Genomic DNA, 24456 nt, shown 5'->3' with positions numbered 1-24456 from the left:
GGTTTCCAGGGGCGCGACCGGTTGCGGAGCGGGAGCGTCGGCCGTGACGGGTTGCTGGGGTGCGCCGGTGCGCCCGAGCGCGGTGTCCGGCTGGGGCGCACCGCCGAGCGCGGTGTCCGGCTGGGGCGCACCGCCGAGCGTGGTGTCCGGCTCGGGCCCAGCGCCGAGCACGGTGTCCGGCTCGTCCGATGCCGATGCGTTCGCCGTGTCCGGGGTTATCGCGGCCGGTTCCGGCGCGGTCGCCGCGGCGGGTGCCGGATAGCGGGTCAGCCGCACGCCGACCTCGCCGAGTTCGGTGTCGGAGAGCGTGAGGGTGAGCTCACCGCTCCTGGTGTCGAGCTCGGTGTGCAGTCGGGTGGTGCCGGCCGGTCCGAGGTCGATCCCATCGCCGCGGGTGGCGGGCAGCACCAGATCGGCGACGGTGCCGAAGACATTGGTGTCCACCGTGATGGCGACCGAATTGCGTGGGTTTGGGACGACCTGCGCCCCCACGAAGGTGTCGCCCACGCGAATGCGTCCGGCCAGGCCGGGCGCATCCGCAGGTTGCTGGCCGGAGGTCAGGATGCTGGGGCGCGCGGCCGCCACCGCCGACTGGGTCGGCGAGTCGGTCAGCGGACCGAAAAGCGAAGCGAGCTCGATCTTTTCGGCAATGGGTGTGACCACCGGGCGTTCCGGCAGCCCCGGGACGGTCCCGGTGCCCCCGCGAGGATGCGGCGGTGCGGGTGGTGCGGCGATGACAGGGTCGGGACGCTGTGCCCCGGGTAGCTCATTGGCGATATAGGTGCCCGCGGCGACGGTGAGGCCGATGCTGGCCATGCCCGCGCCGACGACGGCGGTGTGGCGGAGGATCTGTGCGGCGCGCCGAGTGTTACTGGTAGCCGCGCCCCGCGTCGCCGGATCGTGCGACATCTGGTGCGGTCCTTTCCATTTCCCCTCGTCCCCCTGCTCCCCTGCGGCGTACGACCCGCACCGTTGAAAGTCGTACGCCCGTCCAGGTTACGGTGCCGTCGGGTTACACATGTCCCTCGTGAGAGCAGGATCACAGCTCGGCAACTGAACGCATTAGTGCGTTTCCGCCGTCTGACGGCGGGGTAAATATTCGGGTAGCTGGCGAGCGTCATCTCGACTGCCACGAAGACCTCCGGCCAACGGCGTCCGGTCGGCACCAGGCACGGCGCATCTACAGTGACGCTCGCCCGCTCTCGTCTACGCCGAGGTCGGAGGTCGAAACGTACGGCGGGTCAGGCGAACTGGCCCGCCGCACGACCGACTCCGGGGGGACCGGCGAAAGCCTGTGCGAGACTCACCCATTCGGCCGCGTCGTCACCGACCACCGCGAGATCCAGATCGTCGAGGTGGCGGCGCTGGGTCACCAGCTGGCAGAAATCCAGAGCCGAACCGTTGATGCGCTGCGCCGCGTCCGCCGGACCCCAGGTCCACCGGCTGCCGTCGGGTGCGGTCAGCTCCACCCGGAACTCCTCGGCGGGTGCGGTGCGGCCGTGCACCAGGTACGCGTAATTCCGGGTGCGCACGCCGAGATGGGCGATGTGCCGCAGCCGGGCGGTGGGGGTGCGCACCACGCCGAGCGCATCGGCCACGTCCTGCCCGTGCGCCCAGGTCTCCATGAGGCGCGCGGTGACCATGGACGCCGGACTCATGGGCGGCCCGAACCAGGGCAGCTTCGTTCCCGCGGGCACCTGTCGCAGCGCGTCGATCAGTGCCGTTCGGCGCGAACGCCATTCGGCCAGCAGTTCCGGCGCCGGTGTGCGGGCCTTCTCCGCCGCCGCCTCGTCCACGAAGGTCAGCGCGCGGGGTCCGGCCTCCTCGACCAGCTTCACGAACCGCTCGGGGTCGGTGGCGGCGACTGCCGCCACCTCGTCTGTCCAGGTCAGATGCCCGATCTGATGCGCGATACTCCACCCGGGCGCGGGCGTGTCCCGCCCCCACTCGGCGGGATCGAGATCCGCCACCAGCGCATCCAGCTCCGCGCACTCGGCGGCGAAATCCTCGAGCAGCGCCTCCACGTCGGCCATGCCGGTCAGCATCGCAGTGCGCCGAGAAGAATGCAAGCAAGCGTGCTTGTATTTGTGCGGCCGACCCCTACCAGCCGAACAGAATCAGGTGCATCGCGCCGACGCCCAAGCCGAGCACCGCGCCGTGCAGGTACAGCAGCCAGGCGTCCTGCTCCACCGAGGCGTAGAACATCTCCATGAACTCGCCGGGAGTGAGCTGCTGGAGTTTGCGGGCCGCGAACTCGTCGATCTTCTCGGCCTGTTCGGCCGCGAAGGCTTCGTCCTCGACCAGGCTCGGGGCCAGCCCCACCGCCGCGCCGACCGCCCCGACCTTCAGATTGTCGAACTGCCGCCGCCCGAAGGCCGCCCGCACCACCGACCGGGTGGGTCCCAGCTGTCGATGGATGGAATCGGAGATGAGCCGCTCCAGCAGCCGCCGGGTCTTGTCCCCATTGGGCCCGTCCAGCAGCTCCTTCGCCAGATTCGGCAGGGTCAGCACCTGGTAGGCCAGGATCTTGGCCAGATCCTGCGCCGCCTCGGGCTGCCGCTTGGCCAGCAGCGCCTGTTTCCACAGGTATTTGTAGCGCGGCTGCGGATCGCCGGGTTCGAACACCATCTTCACCGCGATCACATTCACGATCACGCCGATGGCCGCCGTGGCGAGCAGCACCACGAGCCAGCTGGGAATCCAGCCGACGACCGGAATGTCGTGGTGCACATGCAGGTATAGCGCCAGCAGCAGGCCGAAGGGCGCGCCGAGCAGGCCGATCCGCACCATGAAGCGCAGTTCCGGCGCGGCGATGGTGGTGGTCAGATCCTTGAGGATGGTCGGATTGTCCCGCAGGTAGCGGATGACGAAATCCTTGATGTCGATGAGCTGTTCGACATTGTCACCGAGGTGATCGAAGGCCCGCCGGGACAACAGCGGCAGCTCGCGTTCCACCCGCTGATAGATGATCTGCTTCACCGCGCGCGGCACGGTGGCCCACAGATCCGGGTTCTCCCGCATCATGATCTCGTCCACGATGGGCTGCACCTGTTTGCGGGCGATCTCGGCGATGTAGTCGGCGATGCCGTCCAGATCGAGTTCGTGGATGAAGTCGCGCGGACTGCCGATCCGCATGAGCGCCTTGTCCACGCAGATACTGGCCATCTTCTCGGCGCGGGCGGGGATGAAGCCCTGGAAGCCGAGCTGTCTGCCGTCACCGGAGAAGGTGGGCAGCACCTGCACCCGGCGCGGGAAGTAGGGATACAGCACATCCAGGCCCGGCACCCGGAAGCCGCGGAAGTAGACCGGCCAGAAGAGCATGAGCACGCCGGTCCAGTTGGTGAGCCAGCCGGCCACGGCGCTGAACAGCGGGAAACTCACCAGGTCGACCACGAGTTTGGACTGGCCGGTGAGGTGCTCCCAATCGATGAAGAGCCCCGAGGCCAGTATGGTCATCGCAGCGTCCCCCTACGGTGCCGGTGGGTGAGAAATAGTGCGCATAACACTCTCACCGGGCTGGGGCGGTGTCAAAGCTATGAGAGGTAGGGGTGAACAGGATGAATTTGCACCGCCGCGGTTTCCTGGCCGGAGCTACCGCAGCCGCAGGAATCGCCACATTGGCCGGAACCGCGACCGCGCAGGCCGCACCGGTTCCCGTGGTGACCAAGGCTGCCTTCCCCACCGGCGATTCGCTGCGCGTTCTGGTCACCGGCGACGCGGGCACGGGTGCCCGCCCGCAGTGGCAGGTCGCCGACGCCGCTCGCGCCCTGCACGCCCGCACTCCGTTCTCGCTGGCCCTGGCGCTCGGCGACAATGTGTACGAGAACGGCCCCTGGTCGGACGAGGACGCCCAGTTCGCCGCCAAATTCGAGGACCCCAACCACGGGCTCGACTTCCCGTGGCTCATGGTGCAGGGCAATCACGACAACAGTTCGATTCTGCCGGGTGACGGCGGCTGGCTGCTGCGCGGCGACCACGAGGTGGCCTATCACGCGCGATCGGCCCGCTGGTACATGCCCGCCCGCTACTACTCGGTGCGCGTCCCCGAAGAGAATCCGGTCGTCGAATTCTTCGTGCTGGACCTGAATCCCATCGCGGCCTACCTGCCGCCCCTGTTCGCGCCCTACTGGGCGGCCGACGGCCAGTTCATGACCGAACAGGCCGCGTGGCTGGACAGCGCCCTCGCCGCCTCACCGGCCACGTGGAAGATCGCCTGTACCCACCACCCGTACCTGAACAACGGCCCGCACGGGAACGCCGGGAACTACGAGGGCCTGAATATCGAGCCCATCAACGGAATCCACGTCCAGCGTTTCTTCGAGAACCATGTGCTGGGCCGCTGCCAGTTCATCCTGTCCGGCCACGATCATTCGCTCCAGGTCCTCGACCCGACCACGGCCTCGAAGGGCACCCGCCAGCTCATCTCCGGCGCGGCCGCCAAATCCGTGCACGGCGACCGCGCGCGTGGACAGCAGCCGACGCCCGCGCTCTACGAGAACTACGACGACCTGGGCTTCATGGTGCTGGACCTGAACCGCGCCGCCGCCGACCTGAGCGTGGTGACGGTGGACCTCGCCACGGGTGCGGGCACCACCGCCTTCCAGCGCCGCCTGTCCTAGCCCGGCCCGATCACGGCTTCAGGACGAGCCGAATCGGATTGCCCTCCTTGGCCTCCAGCGCGTGCACGGCCTTCGGTGCGTCCGCGAGCGGCAGCACCGCGCTGACCGAGCGCGCGAAGTCGATCCGGTGCAGTCGCCGCAACCGCACCAGCTCGGTCACATGCTCCGGGCGGGAACCGTAGTGCCCGCGCAACTGCTGCTGGAAGAAGCTGAACGCGGTGCCGCCCTTGATGGTGATCGGTTTGTCGGTGAGACCCACCAGCACCAGCCGTCCCTGCGGCGCGAGGCAGGTGACGGCCTGCTCGCGGACGGCGGCGACACCGGCGAAGTCGAAGGCCGCCGCCAGCCCGGTTCCACTCGCCGTCCAGATCCGCTGCCGCAGTTCCGGATCGGCGGGATCCAGTGCCAGGTCCGCGCCGAGTTCGAGCGCGCGCTCGCGTGCGGCGGGCAGCGGATCGACGGCGATGATGGGCGCGGCACCGATCATGCGCAGCAGCTGCACCCCGTGCACGCCCAGCCCGCCCACGCCCCAGACACCCACCGGCTCGGCCGGTTTCACCTCGGCGGTGGCGGTGATGGCGGCCCACGGCGTGGAGACCGCATCGGGGATGAAGCAGGCCTGCTCGAACGGCAGATCGTCCGGGATCGGCACCAGCGTGTCGATACGGGCGAGGGTGTACTCGGCCCAGCCGCCGTCGTAGTCCACGCCCCGCGTGAAGGTGGCTCCGTCGCGAAGTTCCCCGGCCTGCAACACCACTCGGTCACCGACCCGGGCGGTGGTGACGCCGGGGCCGAGCGCGTGCACGGTGCCCGCGACCTCGTGCCCGAGGGTCACCACATCGCTCTGCAGGAACAGCGGGGTCAGCGTGCCGTCGATGAGATGCACGTCGGACAGGCATACGCCCGCGGCCGCCACCTTGATCAGCACGTGATCGGGGCCCGGCTCCGGAACCGGCACCTCGTCGAGTTCCAGTCGTCGCTGCGGTCCCAGGTGTAGTCGCGCGGCCAGCATGGTCATCGGCTCCTTCCGACGGTCGTCCCCCGCCGGGCCCAGCGTATGCGCGCCGCGGTCAGGTGCGCGGTCGTTCCAGGATGCGGGACATGACGATGCTGCTGCGGGTGCGTCCGACGCGGGTGTTCTCCCGGATGCGTTCGACGGTCCGCTCGATCTCGGCCATATCGGTCGCCATGACGTGCACCAGCGCGTCGGCCTCGCCCGCGATGGTCCACACGCCCACCACCTGCGGGATGGGTTCGAGACTGCGTTTGAGTTCGGCCGGGGTGATGTTGTCGCGGTAGTAGACCTCGACGTACGCCTCGGTGCGCCAACCCAGTGCCGACGGGTTGACCAGGGCGGTGAATCCGGTGATCTGGCCGCCCGCCACCAGCTTGTCCACCCGCCGCTTCACCGCGGGGGCCGAGAGGCCGACGGTCGCGCCGATCTCCTGGAAGGACGCGCGGGCGTGCCGCAGCAGATGGGCGAGGATGCGGCGGTCGATCTCGTCCACGGGGGCACCGTCCGTTTCGTCGGTGCGCAATGATCCGCTGTTCTTGTCCGAATCTGCGCAACAGATCAGTGTTTTCCACGCAACGATACGCGCAATACCGTCGTGATCACTGCTGTGTCACCGATTCGGACGGAGTGTCGATGACCTCGATAGCCACGCTGCGCGCCCCCGAACCCCCCGGCGCGCGTCGCCCGATCTCCCGGCACTACCTGATGTGCCGCCCCGAGCATTTCGACGTCACCTACGCCATCAACCCGTGGATGGACGTCTCCGCGCCCGTGGACCGGGCGCTGGCCCTGGCCCAGTGGGACGCCCTGCGCGCCGCCTACGAGCGGTGCGGCCATCGGGTGGATGTCATCGCCGCGGAACCGGGGCTGCCCGATATGGTCTTCGCCGCCAATGGCGGCCTGGTGGTCGGCGGCGCGGCGCTCTCGGCCCGCTTCGCCAATGCCGAACGGGTGCCCGAGGGCCCGGCCTATCACCGCTGGTTCAGCGCCCGCGGCCTGACCCGGGTGCGCGCCGCGACCGAAATCAACGAGGGCGAAGGCGATTTCGCGGTCGTCGGCGGGCGCATCCTGGCGGGCACGGGTTTCCGCACGGCACCGGCCGCGCATCGGGAGGCCGAGCGGTTCTTCGGTCGTCCGGTGATTTCGCTGGAGTTGGTGGATCCCCGCTTCTACCACCTGGATACGGCGCTCATGCCACTCGGTGACACCATCGCGTTCCATCCCCCGGCCTTCTCGTCGGACAGTGCGCGCCTGCTGCACGCCATGTTCCCCGACGCCCTGATCGCCACCGCGGCCGACGCGAATGTGCTGGGGCTCAACGGAGTCTGCGACGGCTACCACGTATTCCTGACCGATCGCGCCACGACGCTGCCGGATCAGCTGCGCGAGCGCGGCTACCACCCGGTCGGCATCGACCTGTCGGAGCTGCTCAAGGCCGGGGGCAGCGTCAAATGCTGCACCTTGGAGCTGCACCGGGCCGCACCGGCCTGATCTGATCTGATCGGGACCGGCGGACCGGCGAGCCTCAGGCGGCCCGGGCGGCGCGGGTCAGCGTGCGCAGGGCCGCCTCCGGATCCTCCACGTCCACGACCAGGCGGGTGAAGTCGGTGCCCGCCAGTTCGACGAGCACGGCGCGGCCGTCGAAGCGGGTGTCCCAGAATTCCTTGCGGCCCTTGCCCCGGAAGATTCCCGCGGCGATCACACCCGGAAAGAAGGTGCCGGGCGCGCGCAGCCACGGCGGCCGCATATCCACCGGCGCGGGTCCGATCCCGGTGACGTGGGCCAGATCGAAGCGCACGTGTTCGCGCAGGGCGAGTACCCGGTGGGTACCGGTCACATGCACCGTCGCGGTGGTTCCCTCGATCTCCAGCTCGACCATTCGGCACCCCTAGCTCACATCGGCACGTTCCATCACTGCCCAGGGTGCCCGGCGCGTCTGGACATAGCCTGTGCGTTTCCTGCGGTTTCTCTCAGGAAACGACGTGATTTGACCCTCACGCGACGTCAGGCCCGACGCTGTGGTCATGACAGACACCTACCCCGCCTTCGACGTCAGCCCCGTGCCCGTGCCCGGTCCGGACGCCCAGCCGCCGGAACTGTTCCGCGGTATCTACGGCATGCCCATGTTCGTCACCCTGCCGACCTCGGACCTGTCCGCGTCGGTGGATTTCTGGGAGCGTGGCCTCGGCTTCTTCGACCTGTTCACCGTGCCCGGGCAGGTCACCCACCTGCGTCGCTGGATGTTCCAGGACGTGCTGCTGGTTCCGGGCGAACAGCCGGCCGCGACACCGGTGCAGAGCGTCACCTTCTCCTGTGTGCTCGGCCAGCTCGATGGGATCGCCCAGGCGTGTGAGCGGCTGCTGCCCGGCTGCACCACGGGGCCGCGCGTCATGCCCTGGAACTCGGTCGAACTCGAGATCGTCACCCCCGAGCGCGCCCGTGTCATCATGACCGCCGCGCGCCCGTACGATCCGGACAGCGCCTCCGCCGAATATCTGCGCTCCGTCGGAATCGAAGGGCCATCCGAGTGACCGAACCACCGCGGGCTCTCACGGTCGGTGCCGTCGCCACTCTGGTCGGCGTCACCGTCCGGACCCTGCACCACTGGGATTCCATCGGCCTGGTCCGCCCCTCCGATCGCAGCGGTTCCGGCTATCGCCTCTACACGCCCGCCGATCTGGCCCGCCTGCACCGCGTGCTGGTCTATCGGGAGCTCGGCGTCCCCCTCACCGAGATCGCGGCGCTGCTGGAGGCCGACGCCGACGACGCCCTGGAATCGCTCCTGCGCCAACGGGATCATCTGCGTGAGCGCATCGCCGAACTACAGCGTATGAGCACCGCCCTGGACCGGCTGATCGAAGCCCGCGAGTCCGGGTTGCTGCTCTCCCCCGAAGAGCAGGTGGCGATATTCGGCGGCGACTGGAAACCGGCCTGGGTCGGCGAGGCGCGGGAACGCTGGGGCGATACGCCGCAGTGGGCGCAGTACGCCGAACAGGCGGCGCAACGCTCGCCCGAGCAGTGGCGAAACGTAGTCGCTTCCGTGGAAGCACTGCACGCCGAGTTGGCCGAAGCGTTCCGCGCGGGCGTCACCCCCGGCAGCGCCGCGGCCGCCGAGCTGGCCGAACGCCATCGCGATTCCCTGTGCGCGTACTTCCACTGCACCCACTCCATGCACGTGCTGCTGGCGCGCGGCTACACCGAGGATCCGGGCTTCGCCGCCTACTACGACGCCATGGCGCCCGGTCTGGCCGTCTGGCTGCGCGCCCTCATCGAGAGCAATGCCCGTGCGCACGGCATCGACCCGGAAACCGCCGTCTGGGAGTGAGATTCGTCCGGTCAGCGCTTCGAGATGGCGGTGATCAGCGCCCGCTCCCCGTCGGTGCGGGTGGTGACGATCTGCGCGAACTTCTGCGGGCTGGGATCGGTGGGGTACTGCTCGTGCAGTTCGACCTGCCAGGTGTTGCCATCGGCGTCGGCGCGGGTGAGGAATACGCAGTAGCGGGTGCCGTCGGGCACCTCGTCGATTCCGGCCTGGATGGTGGCGGCGTCGGGCACGGTGGCGTCGGCGGCCACGTGTTCGCGGGCGCGGGCGGCATTGCGGTCCACGTAGTACGCCCATTCGAAGGCCAGGATCGCGCCGGGCGCGGTGGCGGGGTCGCCGGGTCCCGCACCGATGACGGTGGTCTCGGTGCGGGTGGCGAAGCAGTTGGCGGTGGCGTGCGGATAGTTCTCCGGTACGGGCGTGACGCTGTCGGTGGTGGCGGGCACCAGCGTGACCGTGCTGGTGACGGCCGCGGTGTCGGCGGTGTCGCCGAGGTTCACGTTGACCGCCACGATGACGCCGATCAGCAGGGCGGCGGCACCCACCGTGGCGACGGCCACCAGGGTGCCGCGCGTCCGGGTGCCCTCGTAGTCGTCGTGGTCGCGGCGGGGGGTCAGGCGGCCGAGTACCGGTTTGATGCGGCCGGTCCGGTCGACGACGCTGCGGCGCGCGGTGGTGCTGTAACCGGAGTAGCCGGTGTCGTCGTCGGGGGTGTCCTGCTCGTCGTCGGCGCGCGCGTTGGTGTCCCGCGGTAGGTGTTCCGCGCTGCGGCCCCGGGCGGGACCGGCGAGCCATTCATCCCAATTGCCGGTGTGGGCGGCGACTTTGGCCGGGATCGGCGCGGGCGGGTCCACGCCGGTGGTGTCGGCCCCGAGCACGGGATCGACGGCGCGGTTCGGTGCGCCGTACACGAATTCCTCGTCCTCGGGGTCGGGTAGGGCGTGCCGTCCGCGGCCGGTGGGCACGTTCCAGCTCTCACCCCGGTCGGTCACGCTCGCGGCGGGGCCGTCCTCGTGGTCGTGGTCCGCGTAGTGGGCGTTGGCGGGTTGTCCCCAGGTGTCCCCGTTGTCGGTGACGCTGGCGGCGGGGCCGCCGTAATCCGGTTCCGGTTCCTCCGATTTCGCGGGCTCCGATTCGGGTGCGGGAGCCGGTGGCAGGTCGGGCATTCCGGCGTAGGCGGGCAGGCCCGTCCCACCGCCCAGGACGAATGGGTTCGGGGTCTGATCCTTGGTCACGTGATTCCCCCTGGGGTCCGCGGGCGGTTCAGCTGGTGCGGGCCGCCGGTGTCACGCCGAGCTGGCCGTCGCGCCGGGGTGGGCGTTCCTCCTGGGGGGCGGGTTGGGCGACGATCGGGGGCGGCAGCACCCCGCCGGGCCCGGGACCGGCGTCTTCCTCCGGCAAACCCGCCGAGGGGGCCGAATCCTGCTGCGGCGCACTGTTTCCGGTATCCGGCGCGGTCGGGTACGGGGCGAGTTCCGCCGGTTCGTCGCCGAGATTGAAGCTCAGATCCGGTGTGTCGTCGGGTATCTCGGGCTCCGCGGGTGCCAGGCCGGGGAACAGTTCGCCGCCGGGCGTGCTGCCGGTGCCGTTGTTGTTCTGGTTGGCGGTGGCGGGGTTGACGGCCTGGGTGACGGCGGTGGTGCCGACCGTGGCGAGGGCGTCGATGCCGGTGGTCGCCACTTCCACGCCCTTGTCCATGGCGTGGGTGATCACGCCGGCCACGGTGTCGATCAGGTGGGTGCCGACCGAGACGCCCGCGTCGATGAGGCTCGAGCCCAGGCTGACTCCGCCGTTGATCAGTGCCAGTTGCAGCGCGTGCTGCGCGGCCAGTACGGGATCGGTGGTCGTCGCGGTGTCGGGGCGGTAGGTAAGCGTCGGAGTGCTGTAGTAGCCGCCGCCGGAGTAACCGCCGCCGGTGCCGCCGATCCCGTTCCAGGTGGGCGCGCCGGGGTGGAAGCCGGTGGGCACGGTGACCCGGGGCGCGTTCTCGCCCAGTCCGAGGGTGTTGACGGTGGCGGTGTGGGCGTCCATCTCACCGTTGGCGGTCTGCACCACCCGCACCCCGTCCCGGATGTAGTCGGTGGCGAGTTCCACGATCTGGTCGGCGTCGGCCTGCGAGCGTGCGTTGTTCGCCAACACCGTTGCCTTGGCCCGGAAGTCGGCGATGAGCTGATCGAGTTCGGCCGCGGCGGTGTCGCGGGTGGCGTAGGCGGCGGCCAGGGTCGCCCCCAGCCCCGTCGAGGTGTCCACCAGCGCCGCCACCTCGTCGCGCGTGCGGGTGATGGCGGGCACCGCCGCCACCGCCGTCCGCGCCGATTCCAGTCCGGTGGCCCCCACCCGATGCGGTTCGTCGGAATCCCGAATGGCGGCGGGCACGGCCCCGAGCGCCGCCAGGGTGGCCGCGTCCGGCCGCGCCCCGTCACCGAGCGCCGCCCGTAGTCGCAGCAGCGGTCCGACCAGCGTGGAGACGATGGTGGGCTCGGTGACCACCGTGGTGGTATCCGCGTCGCTCCTGACCACGACTACACCTCTCGCACCGTCGTATCGGCCACCGCGGCCCCGATCGCTCCGGCATTGTGCGCGTCCGTGGCCGCCATGACCTCCCCCCAAGCCTTGACGGCCTGCCCATAGGCATCGGTGAGCACCGCCGCCGTCCCCACGGTCTTCCCCAGATTCCCCCAGGCCGCCGCCCACGCCACAGCGAAATCCTCACCGAGCGCACCCAACCCGGACAGGTCGAACGCGGCAGCCCGCGCGGCCCCACCAGACGCCGCGGACAGCAGCTCGGCAGCCTGGGCGGCGGCAGCGGTATAAGCGGCCGAAGCGGTGTAATCGAACACCACTTCACCGGAAGTATTGGGACTGTTGCTCATAGTCGATCTCCCCGAACGGTGGAGGACGTGGATGCCAAGCCATGCTGCCACGAATCGTCCGGTTTCGGCTGGGCGAACGGACAACCGACGCACCCGGAGAACTATCGGCCGCACCGGTCGCACCCCGCTGGGTGATGCGTGCGAGTGCTGTCAGCGGAAGCTAGCTGGTTGTCGAGCGGTCGACGTAGCATCGACAGGTATGAGCGGGTCACACGCGGATCGCGCCGACGCGCTGGCGGCAAAGGCGAACCAAGCACTCCAGGAACTGCTGGAGCAGACGCAGTCCCGTGCGGAGGGCAAACCGATGTCCGCCTTCGCCCGCGCCGCGCAGCCAGGGACCACACAAACCGACGTCCTGTGGATGCGACTCCAAGCGCTGCAGAAGCAAGCACAGATCCACGCCACGCTCGCCCTCAACGACACCTTGGCCGCCCGCGACCTGTAGCTCCCGTACACGCGACGGTTCTTGAAGGAAGGAATCGAGCGAGGGCTCACCCGTGTTCGCCAGGGGCGAACCGGTCGGTCGGAACAAGACCGTGGGGTGCGGGGTTGAGTAGGTAACGCTCAACCTTGGAAGGGGTCGAAGACGTGAGTACTGCACAGAACCTGCCGGTCCTGTTCCTGACCGATCCGATCGTGCTGCCCGGCATGGTCGTGCCGATCGAGCTGGACGAATCCGCGCAGGCCGCCATCGATGCCGCGCGGGCCGGCAAGGTCGAACAGGTGCTGCTCGCGCCTCGGCTGGAGGAGGGGTACGCCACCTACGGTGTGGTCGCGACCATCGAACAGGTCGGTCGGATGCGTGGTGGTGCGCCCGCCGCGGTGTTGAAGGCCGAGCGGCGCGCCAAGATCGGACACGGCGTGACCGGGCCGGGGGCGGCGCTGTGGGTGGAGGCCGAGGAGGTCGAGACGCCCGCCGTCGACGGTCGCACCACCGAACTGGCCGACGAGTACAAGAAGCTGGTCGTCGCCGTGCTGCAACGTCGTGAGGCGTGGCAGGTCATCGACGCGGTCAACCAGCTGACCGATCCGTCCGCCCTGGCCGACGCGGCCGGGTGGGCGTCGTGGCTGAGCAACGAGCAGAAACGCGAGTTGCTCGAAACACCGGATACCGCAACGCGGTTGACCAGCCTGATCGCCTGGACCAAGGCGCATATCGCCGAAACCGAGGTCAGCGAGAAGATCAGCGAGGATGTGCGCGAGGGGGTCGAGAAGACCCAGCGTGAATTCCTGCTGCGTCAGCAGCTCAACGCCATTCGCAAGGAGCTGGGTGAGGACGAGCCCGACGGCGCGGACGACTACCGCACCCGGGTGGAGAACGCCGACCTGCCCGACTCCGTGCGCGAGGCCGCGTTGCGCGAGGTGGGCCGCCTGGAGCGCGCCAGCGATCAGAGCCCCGAGTCGGGCTGGATCCGCACCTGGCTGGACACCGTCCTGGAGCTGCCCTGGAACGAGAAGACCACCGACAGCACCGATGTGGCGGCCGCGCGGGCCGTCCTGGACGCCGATCACCACGGCCTGGACGAGGTGAAGGACCGCATGGTCGAGTACCTGGCGGTGCGCGCCCGGCGGGCCGCGCGCGGCCTGGAGGTCGTGGGCGGTCGCGGTTCCGGCGCGGTGCTGGTGCTGGCCGGCCCGCCCGGCGTGGGCAAGACCTCGCTGGGTGAGTCCGTGGCGCGGGCGCTGGGCCGCAAGTTCGTGCGCGTCGCCCTGGGCGGGGTGCGCGACGAGGCCGAGATCCGCGGGCATCGCCGCACCTACGTGGGCGCGCTGCCCGGTCGGATCGTGCGCGCCATGAAGGAGGCGGGTTCGATGAATCCCGTCGTCCTGCTGGACGAGATCGACAAGGTCGGCTCCGATTTCCGCGGCGATCCCGCGGCGGCGCTGCTGGAGGTGCTGGACCCGGCGCAGAACCACACCTTCCGCGACCACTACCTGGATCTCGATCTGGACCTGTCCGATGTGCTGTTCATCGCGACCGCGAATGTCATGGAGACCATTCCCGGCCCGCTGCTGGACCGCATGGAGGTGATCACCGTCGACGGCTACACCGAGGACGACAAGGTGGCCATCGCCCGTGACTTCCTCATCCCGCGGCAGTTGGAGCGCAATGCCCTGACCCCACAGGAGGTCTCGATCACCGCCGCGGCGCTGCGCGAGATCGCGGCCGACTACACCCGGGAAGCCGGTGTGCGGCAGCTGGAACGGCTGATCGCGAAGGCGTTGCGCAAGGCAGCGACCAAGCTGTCCCAGGACGGCTTCGACGAAATCGTCAGTGCTGGACTGGGTTACGACCCATCGCTGGGCTACGAGGACGCCGACCGGGCATCGCTGACCATCGACCTGCCCAACCTGAAGGACTACCTGGGTCGTCCCCGCTTCACCCCGGACTCGGTGGAACGCACCGCGGTCCCGGGTGTGGCGACCGGGTTGGCGGTCACCGGCCTGGGCGGCGACGTGCTCTACATCGAGGCCAATGCCGCCGAGGGCGAGCGCTCGCTCACCCTCACCGGCCAGCTGGGTGACGTCATGAAGGAGTCGGCGCAGATCGCCCTCACCTACGTGCGCTCCCACCTGGAGGAGATCGGTATCGAACCGTCGGTGCTGGATCGCAATATCCACATCCACTTCCCGGCGGGCGCGGTGCCGAAGGATGGTCCCTCGGCGGGCGTCACCATGGTCACCGCTCTGGTCTCGCTGGCCCTGGACCGCAAGGTCCGCGCCGATGTCGGCATGACCGGCGAGGTCACCCTCAACGGCCGGGTGCTGCCCATCGGCGGCGTCAAGCAGAAGCTGATGGCGGCCCAGCGCGCGGGCCTGAAGACCGTCTTCATCCCGGCCCGCAACGAGCCGGATCTGGACGAGGTGCCCGCCGAGGTGCTGGAGGCGCTGGACGTCCGGCCGGTCGCCGATGTGGCGGAGATCCTGGCCTACGCGATCGAGCCGGTTGCCGAACCGGCGCTGGAGGACCGTCGATTGGCCAGGACAGCCTGACGGCAACCTTCCGGCGATCTCATGCGGGCCGTGACTGTTTCACATGAAACAGCCACGGCCCGCATGCTTTTCGGCTATCGGTACTGTTCAGGGGGTGCTGCGATATTCATCGGTGACCGGGCGGGTGCCGCGTAGCCCTCGTCGTGGTGACCTCTCGGTGGTCGGTGATGTGACAAGCAATGGCGCAGCAGGGCGCTGATCTGCTCGGCGGTGGGCGGGGTGTCGGTTGCTATGCCGCGCAGGGTGATTCCCTGTGCGGTATCGGTGAGCAACGCCGCGGTGTCGGTGTCGGTGTAGTGGGCGTACATGGTCCGGGTGGCTTCGGTGAACCGGTCGGCGATCGGGCGCAACGCGGGACGCCGAATCGCGGCGACGTACAGCTCCAGCTGCACGGTGGTGAGAGTGCGTTCGGTGGTGAAACAGCCGATCAGGGCCTCGGCGGTCTGATCGATGATCCCTTCGATCGTCATGGCCGGGTCTGCTGCCGGGATAGCGGCCATGAGCGCGGCGTAGTCCGCGACGCAGAGTTCGAGCGCCGCGGTCAGCAGTTCTTCTTTGTCCTTGTAGTGGTAGGTGGTGCCGGCGATCGGGACGTCGGCGGCCGCGGCGACCGCGCGATGGGTCAACCCCTCCACGCCGCGTTCGCCGATGACCTCGATCGCGGCGCGGGCGATGCGTTCGCGCCGGTGCGGGTCGAATCGGCGGCGCCGCGGCGGGGTTGGGCGCTGCTCGAGCGGCTCGCTCATCGGCACCTCCCGTCTCGGCCCGTCCGGATTCTCCTCGCGGACCCTCCAAGGTACATAGGTACCTAATGTGAGTCGGCTCATATCGACTGCGCCGGCGACTCCTTTAAAGGTACAAATGTACCTAGCGGTAATCCGTAATCCGCTCCGATCGAGTTTCGAGGTGATGACTTATCTCCCAGGCCAAGTAGCCGTTGTTCCGGCACCGACCTCGTGAGCCGCCGCGTGCGTGCCCGGGTCGGGTCGTGGACGGCTTGTACCCCGATGGCCTGGGCTTTGTCGTACCCTCCCCACCCCTCCTGTGCGCAGTTGGCGTGCGTGGGCCCCGGCCTACCCGTATCTCTACCAGCTGTCAGAACAGGAGGTTTTCGTGTCTTCGGAAACCCTCGACACCGCCCGTGCTCGCGGCCCCCTCGGCGCCGCGGGACGGGCTCTCACCATCACCCTGGTGGTGGTACTGGTCGCCGAGTTGATGAATGCGCTCGACGGATCGATCGTGCACACCGCGCTGCCGACCATCCAGGCCGAGACCGGCGCGACAAGTGCGGCGGTGCAATGGATTCCGGCCGCGTACACCCTGGTGTTCGCGCTCGGGCTGATCACCGGCGGCCGCCTCGGCGACCTGTACGGCCGCAAGCGCGTGTTCCTGCTCGGCACCGGCGCGTTCACCCTGGCCTCACTGCTGTGCGGCCTGGCAACCGGACCGGCGATGCTGATCGCGGCGCGAGCGCTACAGGGCGGGGCCGCGGCGGTCATGGTGCCGCAGGTACTGGCCACGCTGTATGTCAGTTTCGACGGCGCGGCGCGCGCCAAGGCATTCGGCCTGTACGGGTTGATCATGTCGCTGGGTGGGGTGCTCGGCCCGGTGCTCGGCGGCGTGCTCACCGGCGCGGATCTATTCGAGCTGGGCTGGCGCTCGATCTTCCTGATCAACATTCCGATCGGGCTGGCCGCGGTAGCACTCGGGCTGCGGTTCATCCCGGAGTCCAGTGACCCGCACGCGCGGCGTCTGGATCCGCTCGGCATCCTACTGTGCAGCTCCGGACTGCTGCTGATCGTCTATCCACTCACCGTGGGCGGGCAGTACCACTGGCCCGCGTGGAGTGTGGCGATGATGATCGGTGGTGTCGCGGTGCTGACGGCGTTCGTGGCGCACCAGCGCACCAAGATCGCTGGGAACGGATCACCGCTGCTGGCGCTGACACTGTTCCGGAGCCGGTCCTTCGTCGGAGGCGTGTCCTCCCAGCTGATCTTCGGGCTGGTCTCGGGGGTGTTCCTGCTGACCTGGACCCTGTTCATGCAGGACGGTCTCGGGCTGTCTCCGGCGCGGTTCGCACCGGCCGCCGCGGCCGTGGCGATCGGCGGCATGGGTGGTGCGATGATCGCCTCGAAACTCGCTCTCGCACACGCGCGTCGAGTCCCCCAGGCCGGCGCGCTGCTGGTCGCGGCGACACTGCTGGGCTATCAGCTGCTGGTCAGCGTGCAGGGCACCGAGGTGCCATTCGCCGCTGCGGTCGCGCCGATGCTCGCGCTCGGATGCGGTTTCGGCATGATCGGCGCGGGCCTGGCCGGATTGGCACTCGGACAGGTCGATCCGGCGGATATGGGTGCGGCGTCGGGTGTGTTCAACACCGCGATGCAGGTCGGCACCGCACTGGGCATCGCACTGACCTCGGTGGCGTACTTCGTGCACGCACCCGCGGGCGCGCACGGCACCGAAGTGACCGACGCGTTCGCCGCAGCGCTCCGGTACGTCATCGGCGCACTCGTACTGATGTGGGCGCTGATATTCCTCCTGCCGCGCCGGCAGCCGCGAGGCTGAGCCCGAGCCGTCCCCTACCGGATGTGTGGGGACGGCTCGGGGGTGCCTTCGGATGTCCATTCCTCCGATCACGTCGGCATTGCCGGAAACGGAAGTCCCATGATTCGAGTACTGATCGCGAGCGGCCTGCGGCTGCCCCGCGAAGCGATGGCCGCGGTGCTGTCCGGGATCCCCGGGATACAGGTGGTCGCGCAGGTGGCCACCGGTACCGAGGTGGCGCCGTGCGCCGTGCGCACCGCTCCGAGTGTCGCGGTGCTGGACGCCGATCTGCCCGGGCTGGACGGGATCTCGGTCGCGGTCCGACTTCGATCCGCGCCATCGGACTGCAGGGTGGTGCTGGTGACGCCACCGAACCGGCCCGACCTGCTCGGCCGCGCACTCACGGCCCCGGTGGACGGGCTGTTGAGCAGGAGCGCACCCCTGGAAGCGCTGACCGACACCGTGAATCGCGTCGCGCACGGCGAACGGGTGCTGGAGCCGCACGCTGTGGCCGAAGCCCTGCACACCCCCGACAATCCGCTCGGTGCGGGCGAGGTCGGCATCCTGCGACTCGCGTCGTACGGGCACACGCCGGAGGAAATCGGGGCGGCACTGCACCTTTCGGCAGGGACGATTCGCAACAAGCTCGCCGCCGTCAACCGCAAGATCGGTGCCCGCAACCGCATCGAGTCCATCCGGATCGCCACCACCCGGGGCTGGATCTGAACTCGTGCATTGTGCATCGAATCGAATGCGATTCGCACGATCCAGCGTGTGCCAGAACCGGCTTACATGATGTTCCGGCGCTGGTCAGCGTGCGGATTTTCGGTGAAGAGCGACCGGAAGTCGGCTCGCGCATTCCGTGATCGCGTCCAACGCTGTCCCTTGTGATCCGCCGATCGGACCGACGGCGAACACGTTCGAGAAAGGAGAGTCCATGTCTGCCCACTGCGATGTGTGCGGCAAGAAACCCAGCTTCGGCAAACGCGTCGCGCGCGCCGGGCGCCGCGCCCAACAGCGCTATGTCAAAGGGCGCACCAGCCGCCGGTTCAACCCGAACATCCAGTCGGTACGCGCCGTGCAAGACGGCACCCCCGTACGGATGAAGGTGTGCACCTCATGCCTGAAGAAGGGCAGCGTGCAACGGCGTGCGACGGCGTGAGGCACCGCCATGGCGGCAGTGATTCGGCCCCTGCGGCAATCGATACGCCGACTCGTGCGGCGTATCCGAACGGTGGAGGGGCGGCGAGGTACCGGGGAATCGTCGCGTCCCGCGCGAGCGGAGTTCCCGTGCCATGACTGCGCGGTGCCGACCGCGCCGCTCGATGGCCCCGACGAGTGGTACACCGTGCACGACGCCCTCTGGCAGCACGCGGGAGCCCGACCCGACAGCATCCTGTGCATCGGCTGCCTCGAATCCCGGCTGGGACGGCGACTGCGGCACAACGATTTTCTCGACGCGCCGCTCAACGATCCCGGATACGGGCAGCACAGCGAACGGCTGCGGCATCGGCTCCGTCCCATCACCCGCTGACACGCGGACCCAGCGCGGCGGTGCGGTGGGTGCTCGACACTCGTTCAGCACTCTCCGAACCTCCCCGACACCGAGGTCATCATGCTTACTTCCCAATTCACCTTGCGTGCGAGCACATCCGACGATCAACCGTTCTTGGCACGCATGCTGATCGAAGCCGCCCACGCCTCCGGGCACCTGCTCACCCTCGATGAGCTACCCGGCACCCCGGACTCCTACCGGTATGTCGCCGACTGGGGTGGTCCGACCGACCTGGGCGTCATCGCCCAGGACGCGCACGGCACGCCCGTCGGTGCGGCCTGGGTGCGGCTGTTCGACCGATCGGTCGCCTCACCGGCATTCGTCGACGACCACACCCCCGAACTCACGATCGCCACCACCGCTGCCACACGCGGCCGTGGTCTGGGGACCGCCTTGCTGCGCCAATTGCAGGACACCGCCGCCCAGGCGGGTGTGCGGTCCCTGGCGCTGGGTGTGCATCGCGACAACCAACCCGCCCAACGGCTCTACCGCACGCAGGGCTGGACACCCCATAGGCTGGCGGGCGACTACGACATCCTGGTCAAACACCTCGACTGAGCTCGTATCCGCGGCTAGCCCACGAAACGAAAGGACAGACACATGCCGTTCGTCCCCTGTCTCGGCGTGCAGGACACCGCCGTGAGCAAGGCGTTCTACGAGAAGCTCGGGTTCACCGTGGACAGTCGAACCGCGACGGGCCCCGAGGATATCCACATGCTCGTATTCGACGGCCAGTTCTGCGGCATGCTGTATCGAAATGCGCAATTGCAGGACTGGTTGCCGGAGTTGACGGGCAAGCCGATCGGGTTCACCGGCATGTTCTATCTCGAGGTCCAGGACTTCCAGGCCATGCTCGACACCTGTGCCGCGGTCACCGACATCCTGCGTGGACCCTCGACCGATCACACGGGCACGCGTGAGTTCTACTTCGCTGATCCCGACGGCTACATCATCGGGGTCAATGACGCCGCATCCCGTCAGAACAGCGATCTGGTCGGCGGCTACACCACCTGAGCCGGGCTTCCCGCCCAAACGCGCGGGCGGCGATGACCGCGGATGCGCTCAGCTCAGGCGGTGCCGCTTCCGTTCAGTTCGCGTTCGACCGAGCGGGTAGTCCCCTGCGCGACCGCGCACAGCGCCGATTCGCCGTTCTCGTCATCGGCGTAGATCTCGCAGTGGCCGACGGCTTGGCGTGTGGTCGACCCCGTGACGGCGGCGACTGCGCGCAGCCGCACGCCGGTGGCGGGGCGCAGATAGGTGATGGTGAATCCGCCGGTGAGGACGTTGGCGCCCAGGACCGTTCCGGCCGCGAAGGTGAGGGCGTTGTCGGCGGCGTAGGCGAGGACGCCGCCGTGGACCAGGCCGAACTGCTGGCTCAGTTCCGGGCGGATAGGGATTTCCAGTGTGGCGGAACCGTCGCCGAAGGCGGTGATCCGGGCGCCGACGAGCCGGCTGAAAGCCTGGGCCTCCAGCACCGTGCGGGCGAGGTCGAGGTCGAGGGTCTTGGTCACGCGGGTCCTCGGGTCGGGGATGTGCGGAGGGACTGCCAGGCGGCGTCGGCCAGCGGATCGGCCACATCGACCGGGGCGGTGTGGATCTCACCGCCCAGCCACAGGCGCGCGTACTGCTGGGCTGGACCCAGCCAGAGTGCGTAGAGCAGGTCGAAGTCGAGTTCGCGGACCGTGCCGTAGCCGGCATGGGTGCGCCACCAGCGCAGGACGGCACGCAGGAATTCGCGGTTGCTGTCGCTCTCGTGCACGCCGGGGGGTCGGGCGGAGGTCAGAACCTGTGCACGGTGGTGGTTGTCGGTGACCCAGCGCAGGTGTGCCGCGACTCCGGCGCGGATCCCGGATTCGGCGTCGGCGCTGTCGCCCACCGCCGTCCAGAAGTGGCGCTGGTAGTCGGCCAGGGCATTGGCCCAGACCTGACGGTAGAGCTCGGCCTTGTCCGGGAAATGGTGATAGAGCGCGCCGACGCTGGCTCCGGCGTCGGCGCGGATGCCGCTCAGGGTGGCGTCGAGCGCGCCGTGTTCCGCGAACTGCCGCTCGGCCGCGAGCAGCAACCGATCTCGAATCTGCACATACAGAATCTAGTTCTGTTCGGATGACGACGCAATGGTCCGCTGCCGAAGCGGCCGCGGGTCAGTGCGGGCTGCGCCCCTTGAACCAGGTCCCGAGGTACCGGTACGGATACCGGGCCTTCACCACGCCGGACTCGACATGTCCGCTCACCCGCACCACGCGGGCCCCCGGGAACGGCTTGCGCTTGACCCGGTTCACCACGCGTCCGGCGTCGGTGCGCACCTCGTCGAGGTGTACCCGCCATCCGCGCGGCACCACCAGCACCACCGACCCGGAGCCGACGTCGACGCGCATATCGATTTCACGGTGCGGACAGAACGCGCGGGTGAAATCCACTGTCACAGTGCCTTTCGGGGACTCCGCGCGGATCTGCATGGGAACAGCCCACTCGCCGTTGACTTTTCGCCTACTTCCGGTCGAACTCAGCTCCAATGGATGGGTTTTCACTGCCGACGCGTGCCGCTGCATATTGGAACCGCTCACCGATGCTCCTCCACGAAAAACTGCGCTCGAGCATACGACGGCCCGAACCCATCGGACACGAACTGTTATGCCCCCGATACCGAATGCGAAACGGGGCCTCGGCAGCACCTCCGGCAGCCGGATTTGCCATGCTGTCCGCAAGCGACGAAAGGGATCACCCATGAGCGAGCGCAGCGAGCGACCTGAGATCACGGCCGAGTTCGAGACGATCCGGTTCGAGCGGACCGGCGATATCGCCCGCATCACGCTGAATCGTCCCGAGGCCGCCAACGGCATCAACGCCGCCCTCGGCCGGGAGTTGGCCGCCGCGGCCGGACAGTGTGTCGACGATCCGACGCTGAAGGTCGTGATCCTCACCGGCGCGGGCCGCTTCTTCTCCGCCGGCGGCGATCTCAAGGGGATGGCCGCCGCCGAGGAGGGCCCCGGCGCGTACGTGAAATCCCTCGCCGAGGATCTGCATCAGGCCATGTCCTCGTTCGCCCGGATGGACGCCCTGCTCCTGGTGGCCGTCAACGGCACCGCGGCGGGCGCGGGTTTCAGCCTGGCCATTGCCGGCGACCTGGTGGTCGCGGCCGAATCCGCCGCCTTCACCATGGCCTACACCCGCGCGGGCCTGAGCCCCGACGGTGGTTCCTCCTACTACCTGCCCCGCCTGATCGGCCTGCGCCGCACCCAGGAACTCATGCTCACCAACCGCACCCTGCGGGCCGCCGAGGCGCTGGAGTGGGGCCTGCTGCACCGCGTGGTCCCCGACGCCGACCTCGCCGCCACCGTCGACGACCTGGCCGAACAGTTCGCCGCGGGCCCGAGGACCGCCAACGCCCACGTCAAGAAGCTGCTCCTGGTCACGCACGGCCACACCCTGGAGGAGCAGATGAACACCGAGGCGGATTTCATCTCCGCTGCCGCCGGTTCCGCGGACGGTCAGGAGGGTATCGCCGCCTTCCTGGGCAAGCGCGCCCCGAAGTTCTCCTGACCGACTCGCGCTCGGCGCACCCGCATCCGCACCCGACGCGACGCTGCCCCCGTGATCGGCGGACGGCCTATGCTCGGCTGCATGGCGTTCTCGGCGATGGTGGCACGCGAATCCGACGGCACCGTGGTGCTGGCCCGCGAGGAGGTCGGCGACGACTTCCTGGGCGCGGGCACGGTCACGATCAAGGTGCACTTCTCCAGTGCGAATTACAAGGACGGTCTGGCCATTACGCCGCGCGGCGGGGTGGTGCGCGAATACCCGATCATTCCGGGTATCGACCTGACCGGTGAGGTGGTGTCGTCCGAGGACCCGGCCTTCGCGCCCGGCGATCCCGTGCTGGCCCACGGCTACGAGATCGGTGTTTCACGCAATGGTGGATTCGCCGAGTACGCCCGCGTTCCGGCGGAGTGGGTGGTACCGCTGGAGGGCCTCACACCCCGCGAGGCCGCCGCACTCGGCACCGCCGGCTTCACCGCCGCCCTGAGCGTGCGGGCCCTGCTGGATCGCGGACTCACCCCCGAGTCCGGGCCGGTGCTGGTCACCGGCGCGACCGGCGGGGTCGGCAGTGTCGCGGTGGACATCCTGGCCGGTCTCGGTTTCGAGGTGGTGGCCTCCACCGGCAAGACCGACGCCGGTGAGCTGCTCGGCACCCTCGGCGCGGCATCGGTGATCGGCCGCCTGCCCGAGGATCCCGATGCCAAGATCCGTCCGCTGGGCAAGTCGCGGTGGGCCGGTGTGGTCGACAGCGTGGGCGGCCGCTCACTCGCCCACATTCTCTCCACCGTGAACTACGGCGGCTCCGTGGCGGTGTCCGGGCTGACCGGCGGTCCGGACCTGCCCACCACGGTGCTGCCCTTCATCCTGCGCGGCGTGTCCCTGCTGGGGGTGGACTCGGTGAATCTGCCCATCGAACCCCGGCGGGAACTCTGGGCGCGACTGGCGAAAGACCTGAAACCGCGCCATCTTTCGCTGCTGGAGAACTACGCGCCGGTCACCGACGCCCCGCGGGTGCTGCGCTCGATCCTGGACGGCACCCACTCCGGGCGCACCGTCCTCGGCGTAGCCGGAGAGTTCTGAGCACAGCGCTCACCGAGGTCGGCGGGCTGCTCGCGGCACCGGGCCCGGCCGTCGGACGGTCCGGGCGGCGTACCGCTACGCCACGGCGATCCGCGAGCATTCCGGCCGGAACGATCACCGGAGGGGGTACGTAGCGGAGCAGCGCACGCCGCTCCCGTGGAACCGGCGGTCGCGCACTGTGACCCGCCGAGATTCGACGGCCGCCGGCTGTTCAGCCGTGGCGGCCCACGTGCACGGTGGCGGCGCTGAGTAGGAAGATGTCGTCGCGGCGACCGACATAGGTGTCGGCCGCCGGGTCGAGCAGCGCCCGCAGCGCGTCCCGATCCGATTCGGACAGTTCCTCGTCCATGCGCTCGCTCATCATGCTCAGCCACTCCACCGCGGCCTCGCGCCCCCCCCGGGCGGCGGGCGCGGGGTGGTCGGTGAGCACGCTGAACGAGGTCACCTCCGCCATACCGGCCTTCGCCAGCGCGACGCCCCACCCGTACGGCATGCGCACCGATCCGGGCATATCCGCGCGCATCCGCGCGAACCAGATATCGCGTGCGGCATTGAGACGGTCCTGCAGGCCGGGCTCGCCCAGGCCCAGATCCCAGGGCAGATAGCGGGTGGCCAATCCGCCCTCGGCCAGCGCCAGGTAGCCGCCGTCGCGCACCAGCCGGGCGAGTCGGTGCACACCGGCCTGCTCGTCGGGGAGATGGTGGACCGCACGGGCCGCCCAGACCAGGTCGGCCACGGGTACGCGGTCCAGCAGTTCATCGGCGGCCGCGTCGGCGTGCACCTTGTCCACGCGCACCGATTCCGCCGCGACGCCTCCGCCCAGTGCGGTATGCACGGCCTCCTCGGCGGCGGTCAGCAACTCCGGGACGGCGTCCACCAGCACGACGCGCCCGCCGCCGCGGGCCGCGAGGGCGGTC

General features: G+C 69.2%; 27 protein-coding genes and 1 pseudogene. 14 read left to right on the top strand and 14 right to left on the bottom strand.

From position 1 onward, the window contains the following. From QK444_RS09425 to QK444_RS09415, 3 genes and pseudogenes are all read right to left on the bottom strand, one after another. Positions 1–909, bottom strand: a pseudogene (locus QK444_RS09425) (hypothetical protein); the annotation flags it as partial. A gap of 332 nt (positions 910–1241) precedes the next feature. Further along, a complete protein-coding gene (locus QK444_RS09420; RefSeq protein WP_282779028.1) occupies positions 1242–2033 on the bottom strand; it encodes a TIGR03084 family metal-binding protein in 792 nt (263 codons plus the stop codon). Between the two features lie 67 nt (positions 2034–2100). Then, positions 2101–3456, bottom strand: a complete 1356-nt coding sequence (locus tag QK444_RS09415) for a hypothetical protein (RefSeq protein ID WP_282779026.1) — start codon at positions 3454–3456, stop codon at positions 2101–2103. A 101-nt stretch (positions 3457–3557) separates the two neighbouring features. Between QK444_RS09415 and QK444_RS09410 the strand changes: the two genes are divergently transcribed. Then, positions 3558–4619 carry a metallophosphoesterase gene (locus QK444_RS09410; protein ID WP_282779024.1) on the top strand — a complete coding sequence of 354 codons (1062 nt, stop codon included), beginning with the start codon at positions 3558–3560 and terminating at the stop codon, positions 4617–4619. A 10-nt stretch (positions 4620–4629) separates the two neighbouring features. Here the strand turns inward: QK444_RS09410 and QK444_RS09405 are convergent, their stop codons facing one another. Both QK444_RS09405 and QK444_RS09400 read right to left on the bottom strand, forming a co-directional pair. Continuing rightward, positions 4630–5637 (bottom strand): zinc-binding dehydrogenase, encoded by a 1008-nt coding sequence (locus QK444_RS09405; RefSeq protein WP_282779022.1) that lies wholly within the window; start codon positions 5635–5637, stop codon positions 4630–4632. 52 nt (positions 5638–5689) lie between these two features. After that, positions 5690–6127: an Lrp/AsnC family transcriptional regulator gene (locus tag QK444_RS09400; RefSeq protein WP_039808019.1), complete on the bottom strand. Its 438-nt coding sequence runs from the start codon at positions 6125–6127 to the stop codon at positions 5690–5692. A 140-nt stretch (positions 6128–6267) separates the two neighbouring features. On the opposite strand from QK444_RS09400, the gene ddaH reads away from it, so the two are divergent. Further along, complete coding sequence (gene ddaH, locus QK444_RS09395; RefSeq protein WP_282779019.1) at positions 6268–7125, top strand: dimethylargininase; 858 nt, start codon at positions 6268–6270, stop codon at positions 7123–7125. 34 nt (positions 7126–7159) lie between these two features. On the opposite strand, the gene QK444_RS09390 is transcribed toward ddaH, so the two are convergent. Then, on the bottom strand, positions 7160–7513 hold the full coding sequence (locus QK444_RS09390; protein WP_282779017.1) for a hypothetical protein: 354 nt from the start codon (positions 7511–7513) through the stop codon (positions 7160–7162). Positions 7514–7658: 145 nt separating this feature from the next. Here QK444_RS09390 and QK444_RS09385 point away from each other — a divergent pair, with 145 nt between their 5' ends. Further along, a complete protein-coding gene (locus tag QK444_RS09385) occupies positions 7659–8165 on the top strand; it encodes a VOC family protein (protein ID WP_282779015.1) in 507 nt (168 codons plus the stop codon). Further along, a complete protein-coding gene (locus tag QK444_RS09380; protein ID WP_282779013.1) occupies positions 8162–8959 on the top strand; it encodes a MerR family transcriptional regulator in 798 nt (265 codons plus the stop codon). Before QK444_RS09385 ends, QK444_RS09380 begins: the two co-directional genes overlap by 4 nt. Positions 8960–8970: 11 nt before the next feature. Here the strand turns inward: QK444_RS09380 and QK444_RS09375 are convergent, their stop codons facing one another. Genes QK444_RS09375 through QK444_RS09365 form a run of 3 tightly spaced genes read right to left on the bottom strand, consistent with a single transcriptional unit; the run spans position 8971 to position 11829 of the window. After that, positions 8971–10191 carry a hypothetical protein gene (locus tag QK444_RS09375; protein ID WP_282779012.1) on the bottom strand — a complete coding sequence of 407 codons (1221 nt, stop codon included), beginning with the start codon at positions 10189–10191 and terminating at the stop codon, positions 8971–8973. 28 nt (positions 10192–10219) lie between these two features. Next, positions 10220–11476: a hypothetical protein gene (locus QK444_RS09370; protein WP_282779010.1), complete on the bottom strand. Its 1257-nt coding sequence runs from the start codon at positions 11474–11476 to the stop codon at positions 10220–10222. A 2-nt stretch (positions 11477–11478) separates the two neighbouring features. Continuing rightward, complete coding sequence (locus tag QK444_RS09365) at positions 11479–11829, bottom strand: hypothetical protein (protein WP_143983424.1); 351 nt, start codon at positions 11827–11829, stop codon at positions 11479–11481. A gap of 199 nt (positions 11830–12028) precedes the next feature. Between QK444_RS09365 and QK444_RS09360 the strand changes: the two genes are divergently transcribed. Both QK444_RS09360 and lon read left to right on the top strand, forming a co-directional pair. Beyond that, positions 12029–12274 (top strand): hypothetical protein, encoded by a 246-nt coding sequence (locus tag QK444_RS09360; RefSeq protein WP_282779007.1) that lies wholly within the window; start codon positions 12029–12031, stop codon positions 12272–12274. Between the two features lie 143 nt (positions 12275–12417). Continuing rightward, positions 12418–14823 (top strand): endopeptidase La, encoded by a 2406-nt coding sequence (lon, locus tag QK444_RS09355; RefSeq protein WP_282779005.1) that lies wholly within the window; start codon positions 12418–12420, stop codon positions 14821–14823. A gap of 74 nt (positions 14824–14897) precedes the next feature. On the opposite strand, the gene QK444_RS09350 is transcribed toward lon, so the two are convergent. After that, positions 14898–15569 carry a TetR family transcriptional regulator gene (locus QK444_RS09350; RefSeq protein WP_282779004.1) on the bottom strand — a complete coding sequence of 224 codons (672 nt, stop codon included), beginning with the start codon at positions 15567–15569 and terminating at the stop codon, positions 14898–14900. Between the two features lie 367 nt (positions 15570–15936). Here QK444_RS09350 and QK444_RS09345 point away from each other — a divergent pair, with 367 nt between their 5' ends. From QK444_RS09345 to QK444_RS09320, 6 genes are all read left to right on the top strand, one after another. Then, positions 15937–17388 carry an MFS transporter gene (locus tag QK444_RS09345; RefSeq protein ID WP_282779002.1) on the top strand — a complete coding sequence of 484 codons (1452 nt, stop codon included), beginning with the start codon at positions 15937–15939 and terminating at the stop codon, positions 17386–17388. Between the two features lie 99 nt (positions 17389–17487). Next, the gene (locus tag QK444_RS09340; protein WP_282779000.1) at positions 17488–18093 is read left to right on the top strand and encodes a response regulator transcription factor; all 606 of its coding nucleotides are present in this window, start codon (positions 17488–17490) and stop codon (positions 18091–18093) included. Positions 18094–18304: 211 nt separating this feature from the next. Continuing rightward, on the top strand, positions 18305–18529 hold the full coding sequence (rpmB, locus tag QK444_RS09335) for a 50S ribosomal protein L28 (protein WP_282778998.1): 225 nt from the start codon (positions 18305–18307) through the stop codon (positions 18527–18529). A gap of 144 nt (positions 18530–18673) precedes the next feature. Next, positions 18674–18901 carry a hypothetical protein gene (locus tag QK444_RS09330; protein ID WP_282778996.1) on the top strand — a complete coding sequence of 76 codons (228 nt, stop codon included), beginning with the start codon at positions 18674–18676 and terminating at the stop codon, positions 18899–18901. 81 nt (positions 18902–18982) lie between these two features. Then, positions 18983–19480, top strand: coding sequence for a GNAT family N-acetyltransferase (locus tag QK444_RS09325; RefSeq protein ID WP_282778994.1), 498 nt, complete (start codon positions 18983–18985; stop codon positions 19478–19480). Positions 19481–19522: 42 nt separating this feature from the next. Next, on the top strand, positions 19523–19936 hold the full coding sequence (locus tag QK444_RS09320) for a VOC family protein (protein ID WP_282778992.1): 414 nt from the start codon (positions 19523–19525) through the stop codon (positions 19934–19936). A 53-nt stretch (positions 19937–19989) separates the two neighbouring features. Here QK444_RS09320 and QK444_RS09315 read toward each other — a convergent pair whose 3' ends face one another. The 3 genes from QK444_RS09315 to QK444_RS09305 form a co-directional block, all read right to left on the bottom strand. After that, on the bottom strand, positions 19990–20433 hold the full coding sequence (locus tag QK444_RS09315; protein WP_282778990.1) for a PaaI family thioesterase: 444 nt from the start codon (positions 20431–20433) through the stop codon (positions 19990–19992). After that, on the bottom strand, positions 20430–21002 hold the full coding sequence (locus tag QK444_RS09310; protein ID WP_282778988.1) for a TetR/AcrR family transcriptional regulator: 573 nt from the start codon (positions 21000–21002) through the stop codon (positions 20430–20432). Before QK444_RS09310 ends, QK444_RS09315 begins: the two co-directional genes overlap by 4 nt. Positions 21003–21063: 61 nt before the next feature. After that, entirely contained in the window at positions 21064–21486 is a 423-nt protein-coding gene (locus QK444_RS09305) for a hypothetical protein (RefSeq protein WP_282778986.1), read from the bottom strand. Positions 21487–21646: 160 nt separating this feature from the next. Here QK444_RS09305 and QK444_RS09300 point away from each other — a divergent pair, with 160 nt between their 5' ends. Together QK444_RS09300 and QK444_RS09295 are read left to right on the top strand one after the other, a co-directional pair. After that, complete coding sequence (locus QK444_RS09300) at positions 21647–22462, top strand: enoyl-CoA hydratase-related protein (RefSeq protein ID WP_195121311.1); 816 nt, start codon at positions 21647–21649, stop codon at positions 22460–22462. A gap of 81 nt (positions 22463–22543) precedes the next feature. Further along, positions 22544–23539, top strand: coding sequence for an oxidoreductase (locus tag QK444_RS09295; protein WP_282778983.1), 996 nt, complete (start codon positions 22544–22546; stop codon positions 23537–23539). A gap of 211 nt (positions 23540–23750) precedes the next feature. Here the strand turns inward: QK444_RS09295 and QK444_RS09290 are convergent. Then, the coding region (locus QK444_RS09290; protein WP_282778981.1) for a class I SAM-dependent methyltransferase at positions 23751–24456 on the bottom strand (706 nt) is incomplete at its 5' end.

The organism is Nocardia sp. CC201C, assembly GCF_030010695.1.
Taxonomy (GTDB): domain Bacteria; phylum Actinomycetota; class Actinomycetes; order Mycobacteriales; family Mycobacteriaceae; genus Nocardia; species Nocardia otitidiscaviarum.
The sequence above is the reverse complement of the archived record's forward strand: the minus strand, read 5'-3'. Positions and strand labels throughout refer to the sequence as shown.

Excerpts from the sequence above, each read along its gene's own strand:
- QK444_RS09420 (WP_282779028.1), bottom strand. The coding sequence starts at position 2,033 with ATGGCCGACGTGGAGGCGCTGCTCGAGGATTTCGCCGCCGAGTGCGCG.
- QK444_RS09415 (WP_282779026.1), bottom strand. The coding sequence starts at position 3,456 with ATGACCATACTGGCCTCGGGGCTCTTCATCGATTGGGAGCACCTCACC.
- QK444_RS09410 (WP_282779024.1), top strand. The coding sequence starts at position 3,558 with ATGAATTTGCACCGCCGCGGTTTCCTGGCCGGAGCTACCGCAGCCGCA.
- QK444_RS09405 (WP_282779022.1), bottom strand. The coding sequence starts at position 5,637 with ATGACCATGCTGGCCGCGCGACTACACCTGGGACCGCAGCGACGACTG.
- ddaH (WP_282779019.1), top strand. The coding sequence starts at position 6,268 with ATGACCTCGATAGCCACGCTGCGCGCCCCCGAACCCCCCGGCGCGCGT.
- QK444_RS09390 (WP_282779017.1), bottom strand. The coding sequence starts at position 7,513 with ATGGTCGAGCTGGAGATCGAGGGAACCACCGCGACGGTGCATGTGACC.
- QK444_RS09385 (WP_282779015.1), top strand. The coding sequence starts at position 7,659 with ATGACAGACACCTACCCCGCCTTCGACGTCAGCCCCGTGCCCGTGCCC.
- QK444_RS09365 (WP_143983424.1), bottom strand. The coding sequence starts at position 11,829 with ATGAGCAACAGTCCCAATACTTCCGGTGAAGTGGTGTTCGATTACACC.
- QK444_RS09360 (WP_282779007.1), top strand. The coding sequence starts at position 12,029 with ATGAGCGGGTCACACGCGGATCGCGCCGACGCGCTGGCGGCAAAGGCG.
- QK444_RS09350 (WP_282779004.1), bottom strand. The coding sequence starts at position 15,569 with ATGAGCGAGCCGCTCGAGCAGCGCCCAACCCCGCCGCGGCGCCGCCGA.
- QK444_RS09340 (WP_282779000.1), top strand. The coding sequence starts at position 17,488 with ATGATTCGAGTACTGATCGCGAGCGGCCTGCGGCTGCCCCGCGAAGCG.
- rpmB (WP_282778998.1), top strand. The coding sequence starts at position 18,305 with ATGTCTGCCCACTGCGATGTGTGCGGCAAGAAACCCAGCTTCGGCAAA.
- QK444_RS09325 (WP_282778994.1), top strand. The coding sequence starts at position 18,983 with ATGCTTACTTCCCAATTCACCTTGCGTGCGAGCACATCCGACGATCAA.
- QK444_RS09320 (WP_282778992.1), top strand. The coding sequence starts at position 19,523 with ATGCCGTTCGTCCCCTGTCTCGGCGTGCAGGACACCGCCGTGAGCAAG.
- QK444_RS09300 (WP_195121311.1), top strand. The coding sequence starts at position 21,647 with ATGAGCGAGCGCAGCGAGCGACCTGAGATCACGGCCGAGTTCGAGACG.
- QK444_RS09295 (WP_282778983.1), top strand. The coding sequence starts at position 22,544 with ATGGCGTTCTCGGCGATGGTGGCACGCGAATCCGACGGCACCGTGGTG.